Here is a 14,738-nt window from a genome sequence, read left to right on the forward strand (position 1 = left end):
CCTCTCGTGTGTCCGGCATTCGCATCGCCGGTCGCCGGTCGGCGACCGGACAGCGGATCGGCTCAGCAGTGCCGCTCCACCCGCGGCGCCCCGTCGACCAGCGTGTCCAGCAGCCCGCCCAGCACTCCCCGCTGCTCGTCCGACAACGGCGCCAGGATCTCCTCCGCCGCGGACCGCCGCGCATGGCGCAACTCGCGCAGCACCTCCCGGCCCTTGTCCGTGACCTCGATCCTTATCACCCGCCGGTTGGTGGGATCGGGCACCCGCCGCACCCGGCCGCTCGCCTCCAGCCCGTCGACCAGTGTCGTCACGGCCCGCGGCACGACCTCCAGCCGCTGGGCGAGGTCGGCCATGCGCGGCGGCGCCGCGTAGGCCGCGACGGTACGCAGCAGTCGGGACTGCGCCGGCGTGATCTCCAGCCCGCTCTGCTGGAGATGGCGTTTCTGGATGCGATGCACGCGGCGGGTCAACCGCAGCAGCTGCTCGGCGAGCAGGCCGTCGGCGTCGGGGCTGGTCATGGCGGGAACAATATCAGGACAATGTTCATTGTGAGTATAGGTAACAATGAGCTACGCTCCGTTCGTCAGCTTCTCTCACCCCTCGAAGGAGCCCATGCATCCCGACGACCAACCCATCTGGGCACCATCCGGCGAGGTGAAGGAACGGCCCCGCCAGGTCCGTCGCATCCTGACCCTCTTCCACCCCTACCGCGGTCGGCTCGCGATCGTCGGTCTGCTGGTCGGCGCCGCCTCGCTCGCCTCCGTGGCGACCCCCTTCCTGCTCAAGGAGATCCTCGACACCGCGATCCCCGAGGGCCGCACCGGACTGCTCAGCCTCCTCGCGCTCGGCATGATCCTCAGCGCGGTGCTCACCAGCGTCTTCGGCGTCCTGCAGACCCTGATCTCCACGACCGTCGGCCAACGCGTCATGCACGATCTGCGCACCGCCGTCTACGGCCGGTTGCAGCGCATGTCGCTCGCGTTCTTCACCCGGACCCGCACCGGCGAGGTCCAGTCCCGCATCGCCAACGACATCGGCGGCATGCAGGCGACCGTCACCTCCACGGCCACCTCGCTGGTCTCCAACCTCACCGGTGTGGTCGCCACGATCGTCGCGATGGTCGCCCTCGACTGGCGGCTCACCGCGGTGTCGCTGCTCCTGCTGCCACTGTTCGTATGGATAAGCCGCCGGGTCGGCAACGAGCGCAAGAAGATCACCACCGAGCGCCAGCAGCAGATGGCCGCGATGGCCGCGACGGTCACCGAGTCGCTCTCCGTCAGCGGCATCCTGCTCGGCCGCACGATGGGCCGCGCCGACTCGCTCACCAAGACCTTCGCCGAGGAGTCGGAAGGCCTCGTCGACCTGGAGGTCAGGTCCAACATGGCGGGCCGCTGGCGCATGGCGATCATCACCGTCGTCATGGCCGCCATGCCCGCCGTCATCTACTGGACCGCCGGTATCGCGCTCCAGTTCGGCGGCCCGTCCGTCTCGGTCGGCACGCTCGTCGCGTTCGTCTCGCTCCAGCAGGGCCTGTTCCGGCCGACCGTGAGCCTGCTGTCCACCGGCGTCCAGATCCAGGCCTCGCTCGCCCTCTTCCAGCGCATCTTCGAGTACCTCGACCTGCCCATCGACATAACCGAACCCGAGCGCCCGGTCCGTCTCGACGACGTCAAGGGCGAGGTCCGTTTCGAGGACGTCGAGTTCCGCTACGACGACGCCGACGGCGAGGACGCCGGCGCCCCGATCCTCGACGGCATCGACCTCACCGTCCCGGCCGGCGGCAGCCTCGCCGTGGTCGGCGCGACCGGCGCCGGCAAATCCACGCTCGGCCGTCTGGTGCCGAGGCTGTACGACGTCACGGGCGGCCGGGTCACCCTCGACGGGGTCGACGTACGCGACCTGGACTTCGACACGCTGGCCCGCGCGGTCGGCGTGGTCTCCCAGGAGACGTACCTCTTCCACGCCACGGTCGCCGACAACCTCCGCTTCGCCAAGCCGGACGCCACCGACGAGGAACTGCACGCGGCGGCACGCGCGGCCCAGATCCACGACCACATCGCGTCCCTGCCCGACGGTTACGACACGGTCGTCGGCGAGCGCGGCTACCGCTTCTCCGGCGGTGAGAAACAGCGCCTCGCCATCGCCCGTACCATCCTGCGCGATCCGCCCGTCCTCATCCTCGACGAGGCGACCAGCGCCCTGGACACCCGTACCGAGCACGCCGTGCAGGAGGCCATCGACGCGCTCTCCGCCAACCGCACCACCCTCACCATCGCCCACCGGCTCTCCACCGTCCGGGGCGCCGACCAGATCGTCGTCCTCGACTCCGGTCGCGTGGTCGAACGTGGCACACACGAGGAACTGCTGGAACAGAACGGCAAGTACGCGGCCCTGGTCCGACGGGACGCACGACTGGAGCCGGGGCCGACCACGGGGGCGACCTCCAACTCCGAGCCGAGCCCGGCTTCGGAGATGCCCTCGGGGGCGCCCCAGTGCAGCCCCGAGCTGACGCACGCCCAGAAACCGGAGTCGGGTTCGCACCTGCGGCCGATGGAGTCGACAAGATGAAGATATGCCGGATTTGATGTGATATGCGGGTTACCGTGCCCGCATGCAGATGAACACTCCGCCACGGAGCACGATTCGACTGACGCGACGGGGCCGGGCCGCCCTCATCGCGGCCGGAGCCGTCGTGGCGGCCACCGCCGTGGCGGTGCCGCTGCTGATCGTGACGAGCGGCGACGGCGGGTCCGAGCGCCCCACCTCACTGGTGATCCCGGAGGGCTGGCGCGCCACCCAGGTCTACGAAGCCGTCGACAAGGCCCTCGACCTGCCCGCCGGATCCACCAAGAAGTCCCTGGCCAAGGCCAGACTGGCGCTCCCCATGGACGCCGAGGGCAACCCCGAGGGCTACCTCTTCCCGGCGACGTACCCCCTGACGGAGAAGACGACCCCGGAGTCCCTGCTGGTCTCCATGGTCGAGACCGCGAACAGGAAGTTCGGCGGCGGCCAGATCACCGCCGGAGCCCAGCGCAACGCGATGAACGTCTACCAGGCCGTCACCATCGCGAGCATCATCCAGGCCGAGGCCGCCACCAAGCAGGACATGGGGAAGGTGGCCCGCGTCGTCTTCAACCGGCTGGAACGCGGTATGCCGCTCCAGATGGACTCCACCCTCAACTACGCGTTGAACCGCTCCACGCTGGACACCAGCGTTGCCGACACGAAGATCCGCAGCCCCTACAACTCGTACCAGCGCATGGGCCTGCCGCCCACGCCGATCGCCAACCCGGGCGAGGAGGCGATGCAGGCCGCGGTCAACCCGCCCCCGGGCGACTGGCTGTACTTCGTCACGGTCAAGCCGGGCGACACCCGCTTCACGGCGAACTACGAGGAACACCTGCGCAATGTCGCCGAGTTCAACCAGCGGCGGAAGTCCCCCTCGTCGAGCCCGAGAACCAAGTCTCCCGCGGCCCTCGCAGCCCCCACGTCCCCTTCGCAGGCCTCCGGCTGAGGAGGGGATATGGGATTCAGGCGGCGGCGACCGGCTGCTGGGCCAGAAGGCGCCTGATGTCCCGTACCGCCGCGCGTCCGGCGCGGTTGGCGCCGATGGTGCTCGCGGACGGGCCGTAGCCGACCAGGTGGATGCGCGGGTCGGCGACCGCGCGAGTGCCCTCGACGCGAATGCCGCCGCCCGGTTCACGGAGCCGCAGCGGGGCCAGATGGTCGACGGCCGCGCGGAATCCGGTCGCCCAGAGGATGACGTCGGCGTCCACACGGCGCCCGTCGTTCCACTCCACACCATCCGGTGTGATCCGGTCGAACATCGGCAACCGGTCCAGGACGCCGTCGGCGATACCCTGCCGGATCGCGTCGTTGAGCGGCAGTCCCGTCACCGACACCACGCTCTTCGGCGGCAGTCCCTGCCGTACCCGCTCCTCCACGAGGGCGACGGCCGCCCGCCCGGCCCCCTCGTCGAAGGGACCCTCACGGAAGACGGGCGGACGCCTCGTCACCCACGTCGTCTCGGCGGTGTACGGGGCGATCTCCAGCAGATGCTGCGTCCCCGAGGCACCACCGCCCACCACGACGACCCGCAGCCCGGCGAACTCCTCGGGACCGGGGTACTGCGCGGTGTGCAACTGCCGCCCCCGGAAGGTCTCCTGGCCGGGGTAGCGCGGCCAGAACGGCCGGTCCCATGTCCCGGTCGCGTTGATCAGCGCCCGCGCGGACCAGGTGCCGTCCGACGTCTCGACGAGCAGCCGCCCGCCTTCCCCCTCCCGTACGGCCCGTACGTCGATCGGCCGCCGTACGCGCAGATCGAACGTGCGCTCGTACGTGTCGAAGTACTCGCTGATGACCTCGGAGGACGGACGCGCCGGATCGGCACCCGTCAGCTCCATGCCCGGCAGCGCGTGCATCCCGTGCACCTTGCCGTACGTCAGTGACGGCCAGCGGAACTGCCAGGCGCCGCCGGGACCGGGGGAGTGGTCCAGCACCACGAAGTCGCGCTCCGGCTCGAAACCGGAACGCCGCAGGTGATAGGCGCTGGACAGCCCCGCTTGCCCAGCGCCTATGACGACCACCTCGACCTCACGCATGTTGTTCACGGTTCTACCAACAGCGGGGAGGTCATGGATCTTCCCGCACGCCGCACGCCGCACGCCGCACGCCGCACGCCGCACGCCGCACGCCGTACGGATGGGCGGTCGGGTCAGGACCCCTCGCCGCGCGCGGGCGTGGTCGACGGCGGCAGGTCGCCGTTGAACCGCTCGTCGACGAAGTCGGCGAAGTCCACCTCGCGCGGGATCAGCTTCAGCTCGGTGAACGCGTCCGCGATCTTCTGCTCGGAGGCGATCAGCGGCTCGTCCACCGCGACGGGGATACGGCTCGCGTTGCTCCGCTTCACCGCGGCGAGCGCCACGTCGTACGGCAGCCCCGTGTCCTTCGACCACACCTTCGCCCACTCCGCCTGGTGGCCGTGGACCCACTTCTGGGCGCGCCGCAGCCGCTCCAAGTAGTCCTTGATCGCTGCGGCCTTCTTCTTGTCCTTCAGCGCGTCCGGCGCCGCCACCTGGAAGGTGAGGCCGTTGGTGATCCCCTCGCCGGTCGTCAGGACACGCCCCTGCTCGGCCTGGAGCACCTGCGAGGTGTACGGGTCCCACACCGCCCACGCGTCGACCTTGCCGGAGTTGAACGCGGCGAGGGCGTCGGCCGGCTGGAGGTACTTGACGTTGACGTCGCTCAGGCTGAGCCCTGCCGCCTCAAGGGAGGCGACCAGCTGATAGTGCGCCGAGGAGCCTTGCGCCACGGCGATCGACCTGCCCTTGAGCTGCTGGGCCCTGGTCAGCTTCGAGTCGTTCGGTACGAGGATGGCGTCCCCCTTGGAGGTGCCGTGGAACGCGGCCACCACCGTGATCCTGGAGTTCGCGCCCGCCGCGAAGACCGGCGGGGTGTTGCCGACGCCGCCGATGTCGACGGCCTTCGCGTTGACGGCCTCAAGGAGCGGCGGCCCTGAGGTGAACGTCGACCACTTGATCTTGTAGTCGAGGTTCTCGAGCTCTCCGGCGGCCCGCAGGATGGCCTCCGAACCGCCCTTCTGGTCGCCGACGTTCAGTGTGAGAGAGCCCTTGCCGTCGGTCCCGTCACCGATCGAGGTGTTGGCCGAGGAACTGCCGCCGCAGGCGGAGAGGAGCAGAGCCAGAGGGAGGAGCAGGGCGGGGACGAGACGTCGTCGCATGGTGATTCCGTTCGATCGGTGCTGGTGTGGCGTGGGCCGGGAGGGTGTGGCTGTTTTTGAGGTATGGCCTTGTTGGCGAGGTACGGCCTTGTCGGCGCAGGTCAGGCGGCCTCGGGCGTCGTGTCGACGCCCAGCCGTTCGAGGAGCCGGCCGCGCAGCTCGGCGAACCGGGGGTCGGTGATGTCGCGGGGCCGGTCCAGGCCGACCTCGGTCTCGTACGCGATGACGCCCCGGTCCATCACCAGGACACGGTCGGCGAGCAGCACCGCCTCCTCGACGTCGTGCGTGACCAGCAGCACCGCGCAGCCACGCCGCTGCCACAACTCGCCGACCAGCCGCTGTGCCTTGAGGCGCGTGAGCGCGTCGAGGGCGCCGAACGGCTCGTCGAGCAGCAGCAGATCGGGCTCGCGGACCAACGCCCGGGCCAGGGAGGCGCGTTGGGCCTCGCCGCCGGAGAGCGTCTTGGGCCAGGCACCGGAACGGTGGTCCAGCCCCACCTCGGTCAGCGCCTGCTCGGCGAGCGCGCGGTCGGGCCTGCCGGGCAGACCGAGCAGGACGTTGCGCCACACCCTCTTCCACGGCATCAGCCGCGGTGCCTGGAACGCGACCGCCTTGCGGCGTGGCACCAGAACGGTGCCCTCGATGTCACGGTCGAGCCCGGCGAGGATGCGCAGCAGAGTGGACTTGCCGCAGCCGCTGCGGCCGAGCAGGGCCACGAACTCGCCCGGCCGGACGTCGAGGTGGAGATTGTCGATGACGGCACGGCCGTCGAAGGAGCGGGTGAGGCCTTCGACGTGTACGGCGAGGGAAGGGCCGGAGGCGAGTGCCGTCGCCGGAGCGGCTGCGGACGTGGTCGTGGAGGCGGACGTGGTCGTGGAGGCGGTCGGGGTCGTGGAGGCGGTCGGGGTCGCGGGATTGGCCGAGTCGGCCGATTCCGTGGTCACCGGCCGGTGAACGTCGGTCGCCATTGCAGCAGAAGCCTTTCGAGGGTGCGGACGACGAAGTCGGCGAGGAGGCCGAGGAAGGCGTAGACGATCAGGCAGACCACGATCACGTCGGTCCGCAGGAAGTCCCGTGCCTGGATCATGAGGAAGCCGATGCCGGCGTCCGCGTTGATCTGCTCGGCGAAGACGAGCGCGAGCCAGGCGATACCGAGGGAGTAGCGCAGACCGGTCATGGCGCCCGGCAGCGCACCCGGGAGCACGACATGCCGTACGAGCCCCCAGCGCGACAGCCCGAGGGACTCCCCGGCCTCGATCAGCTGGGCGTCGACGCCGCGGATACCGGCGTACACATTGAGGTAGAGCGGGAACGACACACCGAGGGTGATGATCGCGACCTTCGGTGCCTCGCCGATGCCGAACCAGATGATGAACAGCGGGATCAGACCCACGAACGGCACGGTCCGCAGCATCTGCACACTCGCGTCCACGAGATCCTCGCCGACCCGGAACAGCCCCGATACCAGGGCGAGTCCGGTGCCGACGACGGTTCCGAACAACAGTCCGACCGCGACCCGCTGCAACGACGTACCCATCGCGGAGGGCAGCGAGCCGTCCGCGATCAGATCACCGGCGACCTGCGCGATCCGTCCCGGCGAGGCGAGCACGTCGGACGTCAACACGCCGGTTCCGCTGAGGAGTTGCCACACCGCGAGCAACAGGAGGGGCCCGGAGGTACGGCGGAGCCAGCGGGGCACGCGGGTGCGACGGGAGGAGGCGGGGACGATGGGCTGGAGGTCGAGGGAATCGGAACCGGGAGGCAGGGGGCGGCTGCTCTCGCCCTTGGCGCCCTTGGACGTATCCGCGGGCGTATCCGGAATGTCGGTCTCGGGGGAGTCGGGCGGGGCATGGCTGATGCTCATGAGTGCTCCACGGGGAGGAGGGCGGCCGGTGAGATGGGGCCGATGAGAAAGCAGTGCGCCTCGGCGCCGGTGGCCGGCATCGGCGCCGGTGGCATCGGCGCCGGTGGGTGGTCTCGATGCGGGAGAGTCCCCTCAGCGTGGGAGGGGACCCTCAGTGCAGGAGGGTTCGCCTCAGCACCGCCACGCCACAGTCGGGCGTACGGAAAGGCGGAACTCAGCTGCGGGGGAGGGCGAGGCGAGGAAAGGCGTCAGTGGCCGCGGCGACACGCGGCGGAGGCCACTCGCAGCAGGTCGATGTGACCGCGCGAAGTGAGCGGAACTGAACGCGACATGCGGGTGAAAGTAGCCAGCCCGTCAGTGCACGGTCAATGGTGTCTCGCGGACTGGACTCGCCGTACCAGCGCAAGGATCTGCCGTATCAGCAGAAAGGATCTGCCGTATCAGCGGAAGGGGCCTGCCGTATCACCGGAAGGGACCTGCCGGATCATGCGATGACGGTTCGTCGCTTGCGCGTCGCACGGGTCGGGTGCGCGAGGATGGGCCCATGTCCGATGCTTTCACCACCCGAATCCTGAACGTCGCCTCCGGCTCGCGCGAGCGGGTCGTCGACCTCACCCCCGACTGTGAGGCGTTCCTCCGCGAGGCGGCTGCCGGCCGGGACGGTCTCCTCAACGTGTTCGTCCCGCACGCCACCGCCGGTGTCGCCGTCATCGAGACGGGCGCCGGCAGCGACGACGACCTCCTCGCCGCCCTCCACACCCTCCTCCCCGCCGACGACCGCTGGCGACACCGCCACGGCAGCCCCGGCCACGGCCGCGACCACGTCCTCCCGGCCATCGTCCCGCCCCACGCCACCCTCCCGGTCGTCAACGGCCGCCTGGAACTGGGAACTTGGCAGTCGGTCTGCCTGGTGGACACGAACAGGGACAACCCCGACCGTCGGGTCCGGTTGAGCTTCCTCGGTTAGGTGGCCGCTCTGCGGAGACTGCAGAGGCGAAGTCCGGCCGCGCCGAACGGGGCGAGGAGCGGGGCTGGGAAACGGTTTGCCTTGGAGCCGGCGTGCCTGCGGGAGGTGTGCCGGCAGGTTCTTGGTCTGCTGGTGGTACAGATCTTGCGCATCGTCGACCAGCTCCCCGCCACGCCATCTCGCCCAGGTACTCACACGTGGCCTCCGGGCCGTTGCCATCCTCGACCGCCCTGAAGGGCGATCGACACTGGTCGGCCGGCGGCGGCGCCCACCAGGTGCGGGGTGTTGCGATTCTCGGCCACCTGGGTGGACGGTCGCGGTCGGCCGTTCCGTGAATGCCTGCGTGAACCGTTGACTCGGAAGCGCTTCGAATCTAGCGTCCGTCCGAATTCGCGAGCACAGTTCGGCATTTCGGACGATCGAAGGGTGGACCGTGAGCGGTGAACCACGCCTGAGCAGAAGAAAGTTACTCGTCGGCACCGGAGGGCTGGTGCTGGGTGCGGCGGGGTGTGCCGCGCCCTCCTTCGGTGCCGAGGGGAAGACCCGGCTGCGTTACTGGCACCTCTTCGGTGGCGGCGACGGGGCCAATATGACCGCGCTGGTCGACGCGTTCGCCAAGGAGCACCCGGAGATCGACCTGGAGGCGACCCAGCTTCAGTGGGGTACCCCGTACTACACGAAGCTGGGCATGGCGGGGGCCGGCGGGCGGGCGCCCGAGGTCGCGGTGCTCCACCTGGCACGGCTCGCGGGGTTCGGGCCCGGGCGGCTCCTTGACCCCTTCGACCTGGACCTGCTGCGTGAACTGGGCGTGGGAACCGACCAGTTTCCCGAGGACATCTTCAAGCGCGGCACGGTCGACGGGCAGCAGTACGCGATCCCGTTCGACACCCACCCCATGGTGCTCTACTACAACACCGACGTCTGCGAGAAGGCCGGACTGCTCGGCGACGGCGGGCAGCTCCGACCCCTCGGCAGCGCACGGGAGTTCATGGACGCCCTGCGCGCGGCGAAGAAGGCCACGGGCGCGCCCGGGCTGAGCGCCGAGACGACCGGACCGGACTGCGTCACACCCTGGCGGCTGTTCGCCACCTTCTACTCGCAGCTGGGTGGCACGGTCCTGTCCGCGGACGGCGGACACCTCACGCTCGACGACGCCAAGGCCCTGGAGATCCTTGAGTTCATGGCCCGGCTCACGGCGGACGGATTGATGGTGCGCCGCGTCGATTACCCCGGCTCCATCGGGGTGTTCAACGCCGGCAAGACCGCCTTCCATCTCAACGGCGAGTGGGAGGTGTCCACGTTCGCCACCGCCGGGCTGCCGTTCTCCATGACTCGTGTGCCTGCGCTGTTCGGGCGTCCCACCGCCCAGGCCGACTGCCACTCCTTCGTACTCCCGCACCAGGACGGCGGCCGTTCGGGCGGGGCGAACGAGGCGGCCCACACCTTCGTCGCCTGGATGCTCAAGCACTCCGTGGAGTGGGCCAAGGGCGGCCACGTCCCCGCGTACCTGCCGACGCTGACACGACCGGACTATCTGGAACTGGAGCCGCAGTCCGCCTACCGGTCCGTCATCGACGACGTGGTCCTCGACCAGCCCGCCTGGTTCGCGGGCTCGGCCTCGCCGATGTGGATCCAGCTGGGCGCGGTCTTCTCGGGCGTACTCACCGGATCGCGCACGCCGTCGGGTGCCCTGCGCGAGGCGAAGAAGCGGCTGCGAAAGCTGCTCGACACGCCCGATCCGCTCGGCAGCGGTCCCCTCGGCGTCGCGCTCGGCAGCGAGTCACTGGTCAGCGAAGGAGGCGCCGCGTGACCACGACGACGACCGCGACCACCGTCCCGGTATCGGCGAAGCAGCCGGCGGCGCGCCCCGTCACCGTCCGCCGCAAGTGGACCGAGCACGGCCTGGTGTTCATCGCCCCCTTCTTCCTCACCTATGCGCTGTTCCTGCTCTGGCCGCTGGTATCCGGCATCGGAATGAGCCTGCGCAGCGACAACATCACCGGCGAGGGGGGAGAGTTCATCGGCTTCGACAACTACACGGAGGCGTTCCAGGACCCGGGCGTCTGGTCGTCGCTGTGGAACACGATCTGGTTCACGATCCTGTCCACGGTCCCGTTGGTGGTGATGGGCCTGGTCCTCGCCCTGCTCTCGCACCATCTGCGGTTCGTCCAATGGCTGTGGCGGCTCTCCTGGTTCGCGCCCTTCCTCCTGCCCTCGGGCGTGATCGGCCTGCTCTTCCTCTGGGTGATCTTCCCCTCCGACTTCGGCTTCGCGGACCAGCTGCTCGCCCGGTTCGGCCTGCACCCGGGCATCGGCTGGCTGACGGACGAGCGGTACGCGATGCTGTCGATCGTGGCGGCCACCGTCTGGTGGACGGTCGGCTTCAACTTCCTTCTCTACCTGGCAGCATTGCAGTCGATCCCTCAACGCCTGTACGAGGCGGCGGAGTTGGACGGCGCGGGCGCGTGGCAACGGCTGCGGCATGTGACTCTCCCCCTGCTGAAGCGCACCACAGGAGTCGTCCTGGTACTCCAGATCCTGGCCTCCCTCAAGATCTTCGACCAGGTGTACATCATGACCGGCGGCGGCCCCGACGACTCGACCCGCCCGATCCTCCAGTACGTCTACCAGTCCGGCTTCACCGGTTACCGCATCGGCTACGCCTCGGCGGTCTCGTACCTCTTCTTCGCCCTGATCGTGATCGTGTCGCTGGTACAGCTGCGGTTGTCGCGGCGGAGTGGGGAGTCGGCATGAGCGTATCGCTGTCAACGGACGAGGGCCGCAAGGCACGTTGGACCCCGGGCCGCTGGGCCATGCTGGCCGCGGCCCTGCTTCTGACGGTGGTGTGGGTCCTGCCCCTGGCGTGGGCCCTGGCGACGTCCCTCAAACCGGAAGGCGAGGCGACACGAACGCCCCTGCGCTGGCTCGGCTCCCACGTCACCTTCGACGCGTACCGGAAGGTGTGGGAGGCGGGCGACATAGGCCGCTGGATGTTCAACACGGCGTACATCTCGGTGATGACGACGATCCTGACGGTTCTGCTGTGCGCGATGGCGGCGTACGGCTTCTCGCGCACGGAGTTCCGTGGCCGCAAGGTGCTGTACGCCGTCGTCCTGGCCGGAATCATGGTCCCGCCCCAGGTCCTGATGGCCCCGTTGTTCGCGGAGATGGTGCAGCTGGGCCTGGTCGACACGTACTGGGGCGTGATCCTGCCCCAGGTCGCCGTCCCCGCCATGGTGTTCATCCTGGTCAAGTTCTTCGACGGCGTCCCCCGCGAACTGGAGGAGGCGGCCTTCGTCGACGGCGCGGGCCGGTGGCGTGTCTTCTGGACGATCGTGATGCCCCTGTCCCGTCCGGTCCTGGCGGCGGTCGGCATCTTCACGTTCATCTCGACCTGGAACAACTTCCTCTGGCCGTTCCTGGTGACCACGGACCCGGGCGGCATGACGCTCCCGGTGGGCCTGGTCAACGTCCAGACGTCCTACGGCCTCCGCTACGAGCAGATGATGGCGTCGGTCGTCATCGCGGGCCTGCCACTCCTGATCGTCTTCGCGCTGTTCCAGCGGCAGATTGTGCGGGGGGTGGCGCATACGGGGTTGGCGGGGCAGTGAGGGGCGGCCCACTGGGGCGTGATGTGCCCGGGGGACGTGGCCTCGCGCACAGCGTCGTGCTGTCGGCAGGCGGGAGCCAGATCAAACCTGCGTCAGCAGGCGGGCAGTGGACCACCGCTCACAGCCCGGTGACCTTGGCGCTCGCCGACAGCTCGTAGACCAGGGTGACTGTGCGGCGGCTGCCGGGCGGCAGGGGGACGTCCCAGCGGGCGATGCCCTCGGCGTCGACCACGTCGGGCGCCGGGGAGCATGAATCCTTGTGCAGGCGTATCTCGACCGCCGAGACCTCGGAGACCGGGATCCGCTCCCGAAGGACGACCACCCGCTCGCCGTGCTCTCCGGGGGCGGAGAACCGGGACAGGTGCAGCCGGACCGTGCGGGTGACCACGGTCCGCTGGGTGATTCCGGCGGAGCCGCGGGACTCCTCGGCATGCCGGGCCACCCGGTAGTCGTCGCAGCTGCCGAAGGCCAGCTCGACGGGGGCGCCGGGGGCGGTGAAGTCCAGCGTGCCGCGGCCGCTGAATCCGCTGCCTCGGACCAGGTCCACGGGCCCGGCGAGCAGCACGTGGCCGGACAGGTTGTCGAACCGCACCACCTGGGTGACCAGCGGCGACACCTCGGGTGAACAGGCGTACTCGCTGCTCGCGGCGGTGGTGAACACGGTGAGCGGCACCCGGTGGGCGCGGCCGTCTCCGGGTACGGAGACCGGCGCGGGGGATCTCAGTACCCGCGCCTCGCCGCCGTCGTCCACCCCGGGCAGGCCGAGCACCGGGGCCGGGCCGAGGTCCCCGATCTCCTCCTCGCGCAGTTCGACGTCGAGCGTGCGGCGCTCCGCCGCGGAGCGGTCCTTGAGCGTCAGCCGGTCCTCGCCCAGCCGTGGCGGATCGGTGGCCCGCGCCGAGCGGGCCGTCGACAGAGTCAGCCGTACGTCCGACCAGTCCTCACCGGTGCGCTGCCAGACCATCGCGTCGGTCTCCAGCGTCAGGGAGTCCCCGTCGAGCACGGCCCGATAGGCGGGCCGCCACAGCGCACACGGGGTGAGGTGACTCAGGCGCAGCCCGACCGGCCCGGCGACCGCGGCCTCCACGGTCAACTCGACATGGCCGACCAGCTCGGCGGGCTCCTCCTCGGCGAGATCCATGGCCCGCCGGGCTTCCCCGAGTTCGGCGGCGAGGGCGGCCAGCCGGGCCTCCACGGTGCGGAGTTCCTCGCCGTGCGCGTCGCGCTCGTCGTCCACCCGGTCCAGTTCGCGGGCCCAGCGGGGCCCTTCGCTCTCCCCGGAGCCGGCGCCTTCGCCGATCTCCCGCAGCAGATCGACGGCTAGGCGGCCGAGCAGGTCGAGGCGGGCACGCAGCCGGTCACGTCGCTGTCCCAGAGCCAGCTGCTCCTCTTCGAGGGCGTGTACGCGCCGGCGCAGGGCGGAGTCGTCGGTGGACGGCAGCGGCCCGCGCGGCGTCCAGCTGCGGACGATCCGTACGTCGAGCACGGTCGCGGGATGATCGGCGGTCAGCTCGGCATGGAGGGTCCGGTCGACGGCCAGCGCACTGACCGGCCCGAGACGCAGCCGCTGGACCCCGGCCTTCAGGTCGAGCACGGCGGCGCGCTCGATGTGGGCGCGATCCTCGAGACACGTGACGGCGGTGACAGGGAGGGCGATCGGCTTCGGGGCCGTGGACATGGCGTGTGTCAGCTCCTGCGGTTGCCGCCGACCAGGGCCTTGCCGGTCGGGATGCGTATCTCGTAGCCGCCGTCGAGGGCGGCGGTGGCGCCTGCGGGCAGGTCCAGTCGCCAGACGCGGGTGCCGGGCGCATGGCGATCGGGCCCCGTGCCTTCCTCGGGTGCCGCCCAGTCGGCCCGTTCCTCGATCCGGACGTCCGGCTCGGAGGTGACCGGCACCCGCTCGCGGACTTCGACGGTGACGGGCCTCGCGAGCCGGTTGGCCAGCTCCACGTGGACGCGGTGGTCGAGCACGGTGGTGTTGCCCCGCAGGCCCGAGGTCGACTCGTGCAGGTTCGTACGGCGCGTGACCCGGATGCCCTCGGCCGGCCCGAGACCCACCCGGCGGACACCACCGGGGGCGAGCGTGGGCAGCGCGGTGGTCAGCAGGAAGTCGTCGTCGACGGTGACCTCCACAGGGCCGGCCAACAATGCCTGGTCGGTGGCGTTGGAGAGCACCAACGTCGCGTACACGGTCTGCTCCACGGACGGCACACAGAGATACTCGGTGCGCAGCCCGACCGGGATCTCGCCGACGGTGACGGTGTGCCAGGTGCCGTCCGACGGAATGTCGGCGCGGGCGGCGGCATCGAAGCGGTGGTCGAAAGAACCCGCCGACTCGCGGGGCCGCACGGCGTGGCCGGGCAGCGGCAGCGCGGCTACCGCTTCGGCGCGGCGGCGGTACTCGGCCGCCACCGGGTCGAAGGGAGAGCCGGGAAACAGCCGGCCTCTGCGATCCCCCTGTTCGTCGGGGCCGCACAGGGCGAGGGCGGCGTAGTCGAGCTCGGCGCCGCTCGGCTGCGGTGGACCGGCCACCGGTGCCGGAAGGGGTGGCGGTGC

The 14,738-nt window shown here is 70.2% G+C and carries 14 protein-coding genes; 6 read left to right on the forward strand and 8 right to left on the reverse strand.

Annotation, left to right across the window (positions count from 1 at the left end; translation table 11 throughout):
- Window positions 1-62: 62 nt before the first annotated feature.
- Window positions 63-518 carry a MarR family winged helix-turn-helix transcriptional regulator gene (locus STRIP9103_RS21955; protein ID WP_009318027.1) on the reverse strand — a complete coding sequence of 152 codons (456 nt, stop codon included), beginning with the start codon at window positions 516-518 and terminating at the stop codon, window positions 63-65.
- A gap of 94 nt (window positions 519-612) precedes the next feature.
- Here STRIP9103_RS21955 and STRIP9103_RS21960 point away from each other — a divergent pair, with 94 nt between their 5' ends.
- A complete protein-coding gene (locus tag STRIP9103_RS21960; RefSeq protein WP_009318007.1) occupies window positions 613-2,568 on the forward strand; it encodes an ABC transporter ATP-binding protein in 1,956 nt (651 codons plus the stop codon).
- A gap of 43 nt (window positions 2,569-2,611) precedes the next feature.
- Window positions 2,612-3,514, forward strand: coding sequence for an endolytic transglycosylase MltG (mltG, locus tag STRIP9103_RS21965; RefSeq protein WP_048820738.1), 903 nt, complete (start codon window positions 2,612-2,614; stop codon window positions 3,512-3,514).
- Between the two features lie 16 nt (window positions 3,515-3,530).
- On the opposite strand, the gene STRIP9103_RS21970 is transcribed toward mltG, so the two are convergent.
- From STRIP9103_RS21970 to STRIP9103_RS53510, 5 genes are all read right to left on the reverse strand, one after another.
- Window positions 3,531-4,610 carry an NAD(P)-binding domain-containing protein gene (locus tag STRIP9103_RS21970; RefSeq protein ID WP_009318012.1) on the reverse strand — a complete coding sequence of 360 codons (1,080 nt, stop codon included), beginning with the start codon at window positions 4,608-4,610 and terminating at the stop codon, window positions 3,531-3,533.
- 104 nt (window positions 4,611-4,714) lie between these two features.
- Window positions 4,715-5,740, reverse strand: a complete 1,026-nt coding sequence (locus tag STRIP9103_RS21975; RefSeq protein ID WP_009318010.1) for an ABC transporter substrate-binding protein — start codon at window positions 5,738-5,740, stop codon at window positions 4,715-4,717.
- 101 nt (window positions 5,741-5,841) lie between these two features.
- Window positions 5,842-6,708, reverse strand: a complete 867-nt coding sequence (locus STRIP9103_RS21980; protein ID WP_009318035.1) for an ABC transporter ATP-binding protein — start codon at window positions 6,706-6,708, stop codon at window positions 5,842-5,844.
- Complete coding sequence (locus tag STRIP9103_RS21985) at window positions 6,681-7,604, reverse strand: ABC transporter permease (protein WP_009318033.1); 924 nt, start codon at window positions 7,602-7,604, stop codon at window positions 6,681-6,683. Before STRIP9103_RS21985 ends, STRIP9103_RS21980 begins: the two co-directional genes overlap by 28 nt.
- 248 nt (window positions 7,605-7,852) lie before the next feature.
- A complete protein-coding gene (locus STRIP9103_RS53510) occupies window positions 7,853-7,936 on the reverse strand; it encodes a putative leader peptide (RefSeq protein WP_374005078.1) in 84 nt (27 codons plus the stop codon).
- A gap of 212 nt (window positions 7,937-8,148) precedes the next feature.
- On the opposite strand from STRIP9103_RS53510, the gene STRIP9103_RS21990 reads away from it, so the two are divergent.
- The 4 genes from STRIP9103_RS21990 to STRIP9103_RS22005 all read left to right on the forward strand — a co-directional run bounded on the left by STRIP9103_RS21990 (window position 8,149) and on the right by STRIP9103_RS22005 (window position 12,182).
- Entirely contained in the window at window positions 8,149-8,571 is a 423-nt protein-coding gene (locus tag STRIP9103_RS21990; protein ID WP_009318031.1) for a secondary thiamine-phosphate synthase enzyme YjbQ, read from the forward strand.
- A gap of 433 nt (window positions 8,572-9,004) precedes the next feature.
- Window positions 9,005-10,381 (forward strand): extracellular solute-binding protein, encoded by a 1,377-nt coding sequence (locus STRIP9103_RS21995; RefSeq protein WP_181800136.1) that lies wholly within the window; start codon window positions 9,005-9,007, stop codon window positions 10,379-10,381.
- Window positions 10,378-11,325, forward strand: a complete 948-nt coding sequence (locus tag STRIP9103_RS22000) for a carbohydrate ABC transporter permease (protein ID WP_009318029.1) — start codon at window positions 10,378-10,380, stop codon at window positions 11,323-11,325. The genes STRIP9103_RS21995 and STRIP9103_RS22000 overlap by 4 nt, the downstream gene beginning before the upstream one ends.
- Window positions 11,322-12,182, forward strand: coding sequence for a carbohydrate ABC transporter permease (locus tag STRIP9103_RS22005; protein ID WP_009318024.1), 861 nt, complete (start codon window positions 11,322-11,324; stop codon window positions 12,180-12,182). Before STRIP9103_RS22000 ends, STRIP9103_RS22005 begins: the two co-directional genes overlap by 4 nt.
- Window positions 12,183-12,300: 118 nt before the next feature.
- Here STRIP9103_RS22005 and STRIP9103_RS22010 read toward each other — a convergent pair whose 3' ends face one another.
- Together STRIP9103_RS22010 and STRIP9103_RS22015 are read right to left on the reverse strand one after the other, a co-directional pair.
- On the reverse strand, window positions 12,301-13,860 hold the full coding sequence (locus STRIP9103_RS22010; protein WP_009318022.1) for a DUF4139 domain-containing protein: 1,560 nt from the start codon (window positions 13,858-13,860) through the stop codon (window positions 12,301-12,303).
- An 8-nt stretch (window positions 13,861-13,868) separates the two neighbouring features.
- A partial coding sequence (locus STRIP9103_RS22015) for a DUF4139 domain-containing protein (RefSeq protein WP_048820741.1) occupies window positions 13,869-14,738 on the reverse strand: 870 nt, incomplete at its 5' end.

Origin of the sequence: Streptomyces ipomoeae 91-03 (genome assembly GCF_000317595.1) — a bacterium.
In the GTDB taxonomy this organism is placed as follows: domain Bacteria; phylum Actinomycetota; class Actinomycetes; order Streptomycetales; family Streptomycetaceae; genus Streptomyces; species Streptomyces ipomoeae.

Excerpts from the sequence above, each read along its gene's own strand:
- STRIP9103_RS21955 (WP_009318027.1), bottom strand. The coding sequence starts at position 518 with ATGACCAGCCCCGACGCCGACGGCCTGCTCGCCGAGCAGCTGCTGCGG.
- STRIP9103_RS21985 (WP_009318033.1), bottom strand. The coding sequence starts at position 7,604 with ATGAGCATCAGCCATGCCCCGCCCGACTCCCCCGAGACCGACATTCCG.
- STRIP9103_RS21980 (WP_009318035.1), bottom strand. The coding sequence starts at position 6,708 with ATGGCGACCGACGTTCACCGGCCGGTGACCACGGAATCGGCCGACTCG.
- mltG (WP_048820738.1), top strand. The coding sequence starts at position 2,612 with ATGCAGATGAACACTCCGCCACGGAGCACGATTCGACTGACGCGACGG.
- STRIP9103_RS21990 (WP_009318031.1), top strand. The coding sequence starts at position 8,149 with ATGTCCGATGCTTTCACCACCCGAATCCTGAACGTCGCCTCCGGCTCG.
- STRIP9103_RS22010 (WP_009318022.1), bottom strand. The coding sequence starts at position 13,860 with ATGTCCACGGCCCCGAAGCCGATCGCCCTCCCTGTCACCGCCGTCACG.
- STRIP9103_RS21960 (WP_009318007.1), top strand. The coding sequence starts at position 613 with ATGCATCCCGACGACCAACCCATCTGGGCACCATCCGGCGAGGTGAAG.
- STRIP9103_RS53510 (WP_374005078.1), bottom strand. The coding sequence starts at position 7,936 with ATGTCGCGTTCAGTTCCGCTCACTTCGCGCGGTCACATCGACCTGCTG.
- STRIP9103_RS21975 (WP_009318010.1), bottom strand. The coding sequence starts at position 5,740 with ATGCGACGACGTCTCGTCCCCGCCCTGCTCCTCCCTCTGGCTCTGCTC.
- STRIP9103_RS22005 (WP_009318024.1), top strand. The coding sequence starts at position 11,322 with ATGAGCGTATCGCTGTCAACGGACGAGGGCCGCAAGGCACGTTGGACC.